Raw genomic sequence first — 2,891 nt, 5'->3', positions numbered from 1 at the left:
GTGTAAACGTGTGCCTAAAGGATGTGTCGATTATAACAATGCGTGGGACGGTATGCCCGAACCGTTCGGTAGCGATAACGGGATGTGCGAAGACGGTGTTTATACGTACAATGACTACTGCGAAGTGTGCAGAGGAGAATCCGTCGGTAACGTTGGACTCGGGTGCGGATGGGATCACGACGGGATATGCGAGCCGCAACGCGGTGAGTATTGGGGTACTTCCATAATAGTTAAAGGTATAAACGGGAACGGTGAAAGATGCTCTGGTGATGTTCCTGGTGTCCCATCTTTGGATTGTTACCCGGACTACGGTAGGCTTACGGTAGACTGTGACCATGACGGCGTGTGCGAAGAGGATCAGAACGAAACACCTTACACATGCATAGACTGTTCCTGCACCGGTAGAGAGATCTATTGGGACCAGCCCATCTATGTGGACGGTGTGATGGTCTCACCCGGCGGGATACTGCAACCGTGGTGTCAAAGATATTTAGGCGAAAACGAGATCACATGCCCGGAGGATTGCGGATGCGATCACGACGGAACCTGTGAAATAATGAGAGGTGAAACGGAAGAGAACTGTGACGATTGCGGATGCAACTACAACGGCCGGTGCGAAGTAGAACGCGGGGAAACATCGCAGACATGTCCTTCGGACTGTCTCAATCCCAACAGATTAGAGGTATGCGGTAACGGGATGTGTAACCCCTATACCGAATCCTACGAAACATGTCCTGATGATTGCGACCAAGTTGCAAGGTGCGGTAACGGTAAATGCGAGCCGGCGGGCGGTGAAGACAAGTTTACCTGTCCCGCGGATTGTGACCCAGTATACGTGTGCGGAGGGTCGCCGCCATGTCTCAACTATCATCCCAGTGTGGAACGGTCAGGTGATATCGTTTACGTGGTGGAGAACCCGAGAGGTCCGGATTCGTGCCCCGGATGCGGTGACGGTGTGTGCAGGGTAATCTGCGGGGAGACAGCGAACAGTTGCCCGTCGGATTGTGTAGGTTGACAGCAGTTTATTTTTGAAATATCAGCGAACCAAGACGTCGTACTAATCCACCAGAAACGTCAAAAATCCTCTTTCGTACAGAAACTTTAACACCGATGCTACCTTCTTAGGGTCGACATTAGAACTGATAAGCAGGTCGCGAAGCGATTTCGACCCATCGATCATGGTAAGAACCATTAATCCGTCATCGCCGAACCTTCTATGGATCACCTCGATCAGATCCTCCTTCTTCGTATCTATGCTGTTTACCGAGGTATGCTCACGCATTCGTCCCACCTGTGATTAACAAACCGTTCTATCTTTCGGTGGTAACATTGTAACCTGCATCCGTTACCACTATGGTAATGGTACCGTTCATATCGGTGCGTAGGATCGGTATATCGTATGCTTCAAAAGCACCCAACACCGATAGATTGGGCCTGTCATCCTGATTAGGACCTACGAGGATCACTGCGTAATCCGGATGCGTCATATTTATCACGTCTCGGTATTCGCAGTTTTCCGTAAGCGGTGAAAGGAAGTTACCACCGTGATAAGAAACCTTTAATACGGACAACTTCGGAACATTGTCATTGTAGTAAAGACGGAGTTTATCTTTAAGGAGGTATGGTTGAAGGTCTGTCATCAACAGTTTGAAATTGCGGTCAGATATCACCATCGTAAGGGAATCATGAGTTAAAAATCCGCTACCCTCTTTTTTGATACCTGGATTGATAACATCTATATGTATCCCGTTGTAATCGAACTCGTCACCGAACACCGGATGTTTAACCACTGCATCCGGAGCGTACTTTTTCCGGTAATACTCGTAACTACGATATACACCAGTATCTTTGGTTACACCGTTGTCCCATATCTCCTCAACGTCAAAGTTCTTGAATATAGGTTTTACACCACCCATGTGATCCTGGAAGGGTAGTGTCAAGACCAACAGGTCGATGTCGTCAACATTATGTTGTTTAAGAAATCTGACCACTATTTCGCCCTGTTCCTCCGAAGACCCAGTGTCTATCAACATGTCAAAATCGCCTTTTTTGATCAACGTTGCATCACCGTAACCGACATCTATAAAGTACACGTACATCGGTTCTCCAGGTGTCGAAGTGTATCCCTGGTTAGCCGGCTGAGTATAATGTGTAACTTTAGCCTCAGGTTGTTCTGTAGAAACCGTTTCGCCTTCGTTCGACTGATGAGGTTTTACAAACGGTTCCTGAACAGGTCTCCTGAATACGTCCTGCTCCGAACAACCTGCAACAAACAGAAACACTAACCCGAACAGTATCAATAAAAGAACGGTCATTCTCCTCTTTCCAGACATGTCATCACCGTTATACCGGTCGTTTCAAACACCTTGTTAATGCATCTGATTAATAAATGTTTCGATTTTTTGGTCCCGTAGAAAACCTCCCAAAAGTTATAAACAAGATGCTTAAGTTTGACTTCCTTTTTTCTCATAGTTAAACATCTAGCGTGTAATTCATCACCAAATTTTCTTTTTATCACAGAGAAGACATTCTCAACTTTATTTCTTTGATGATATTTCTTTTGTACTACCGCCTCTGGTGGGGCTGGAACTGGTCACGAACCCGTCCAACCTTTATCTAAGACGAGCCGATTATTTTTTCATGGTCGGAATGTCCCGGATTCAGATCTTACAGAACTTGCAGATTCTATCTTGTCCTTCTCTGATCTGTTAGTTTGGCAAAGAAAAGTTCGCTCCGTGCGTTTTCGACTTGCCGTCGCGCTACGTCAACCTTGCCTTTGAAACCGGGCAGAACCGCCGATGATAATTTGATTTCGGATAATACTTCGTAAAGGCAACTCATGAGGTCGAACATCCACTCGGCTTTATCGAGGTCTCCGGAGATCAGCGCAT

General features: G+C 46.7%; 4 protein-coding genes and 1 pseudogene. 1 reads left to right on the top strand and 4 read right to left on the bottom strand.

The genetic code is table 11. From position 1 onward, the window contains the following. Nucleotides 1-1,015, top strand: a 1,015-nt coding sequence (locus tag J7K41_02470; protein ID MCD6549550.1) for a hypothetical protein, incomplete at its 5' end; no start/stop codon positions are given. A gap of 42 nt (nt 1,016-1,057) precedes the next feature. On the opposite strand, the gene J7K41_02465 is transcribed toward J7K41_02470, so the two are convergent. The 4 genes and pseudogenes from J7K41_02465 to J7K41_02450 form a co-directional block, all read right to left on the bottom strand. Further along, nucleotides 1,058-1,282, bottom strand: coding sequence for a hypothetical protein (locus tag J7K41_02465; GenBank protein MCD6549549.1), 225 nt, complete (start codon nt 1,280-1,282; stop codon nt 1,058-1,060). A 28-nt stretch (nt 1,283-1,310) separates the two neighbouring features. Continuing rightward, nucleotides 1,311-2,333, bottom strand: coding sequence for a hypothetical protein (locus J7K41_02460; protein ID MCD6549548.1), 1,023 nt, complete (start codon nt 2,331-2,333; stop codon nt 1,311-1,313). After that, nucleotides 2,312-2,575 (bottom strand): annotated as a pseudogene (locus J7K41_02455) (hypothetical protein). The gene J7K41_02460 and the pseudogene J7K41_02455 overlap by 22 nt, the downstream one beginning before the upstream one ends. 110 nt (nt 2,576-2,685) lie before the next feature. Continuing rightward, a partial coding sequence (locus tag J7K41_02450; GenBank protein ID MCD6549547.1) for a hypothetical protein occupies nt 2,686-2,891 on the bottom strand: 206 nt, incomplete at its 5' end.

Source organism: Candidatus Micrarchaeota archaeon (genome assembly GCA_021163225.1).
Classification (GTDB): Archaea; Micrarchaeota; Micrarchaeia; order Anstonellales; family JAGGXE01; genus JAGGXE01.
The sequence above is the reverse complement of the archived record's forward strand: the minus strand, read 5'-3'. Positions and strand labels throughout refer to the sequence as shown.

What these genes read in the sequence shown, in the direction of transcription:
- J7K41_02460 (MCD6549548.1), bottom strand. Translation starts at nt 2,333, where the DNA reads ATGTCTGGAAAGAGGAGAATGACCGTTCTTTTATTGATACTGTTCGGG.
- J7K41_02465 (MCD6549549.1), bottom strand. Translation starts at nt 1,282, where the DNA reads ATGCGTGAGCATACCTCGGTAAACAGCATAGATACGAAGAAGGAGGAT.